We start from the raw sequence: 1155 nt of genomic DNA on the forward strand, positions 1-1155 counted from the left end.
GTAAAAGCTGCACCGACTTGTTGGTTGGTAAAAACAATGATTCCGAGTTTCATTTCGGGCAAAATCGTTACTTGGGTTACGATTCCTGCCAAACCGCCTGTGTGAGTGGCTTGTTTATAACCTTTTACATCGCTCAAAAACCATCCTAAACCATAAGCCGAAAAGTGTGTATTATAAGCCGTTGGCCCACGAACGGGAATAATTGTCTGCGGTGTCCACATTTCTTCGTGAACTTCTTGGCTGAAAAGTCTTTTTGAGCCATCGCCGTATTTTCCGCTATTTATTTGGGCAATCACCCATTTGCTCATGTCCGAAACGCTACTGTAAATTCCACCTGCGGCATTGGCAGTTTCGCTCCAATCAATGCCGATGGCTTGTACTTTTCCGTTGACGGGTGCGTGTGGGTCAATCACATTCGATTTATCTTTTAAACGGCTCAACGAAGCCGCCGTTTTTGTCATGCCGAGTGGTTGCATGATGCGTTTTTCAACAAAATCTTCCCACGAAGTTCCCGATACACGAGCCACCACTTCGCCCGCTACGATATAAAGATTATTATCATAATCATATTTTGAACGAAAACTTGAGACTGGTTTTAAATAACGAAGATTATGAATAATATCTGCTTTGGTAAAATCGCTCGAATCGGGCCACATCATTAAATCGCCCGCACCTAGGCCCATTCCGCTACGGTGACAAAGCAAATCTCTGATAGTAAACTCTTCGGTTACGTAAGGATTGTATAATTTAAACTCAGGAATGATGTCGGTCACCTTTGTGTCCCACTTAATCTTTTTCTCATCAACCAACATTCCCAAAGCAGCGGCGGTATAGGCTTTGCTATTGGAAGCTACGCCAAAAAGCGTGTTTTCATCTACTTTTTGCTGGGTTCTTAACGAACGAACGCCATAACCTTTGGCATGAATTACTTTGTCGTCTTTGATAACTGCCACGGCAATTCCTGGCACATCAAAAGTTTTCAGTGTTCGCTCAACCAAGGCATCAATTTCGGCCGAAGTAATGGTTTGGGCTTTGCTCGAAAAAATGCTTGATGATAAAATGATAAAGACAAATAGGATTTTTTTCATGGGTAAAGAATGAAGATGAATATAATGCCCGAATTTATCTTAATTTGAGGAGAAATACAATTTATGA

At 41.7% G+C, this 1155-nt stretch carries 1 protein-coding gene; it reads right to left on the reverse strand.

Going from position 1 to position 1155, the window contains the following annotated elements; genetic code table 11:
• Positions 1-1088 (reverse strand): serine hydrolase domain-containing protein (locus ACOVO2_RS18330; protein ID WP_421771369.1); only part of this gene is annotated, 1088 nt, incomplete at its 3' end.
• Positions 1089-1155 lie beyond the last annotated feature (67 nt).

Source organism: Emticicia sp., from assembly GCF_049241225.1.
Classification (GTDB): domain Bacteria; phylum Bacteroidota; class Bacteroidia; order Cytophagales; family Spirosomataceae; genus Emticicia.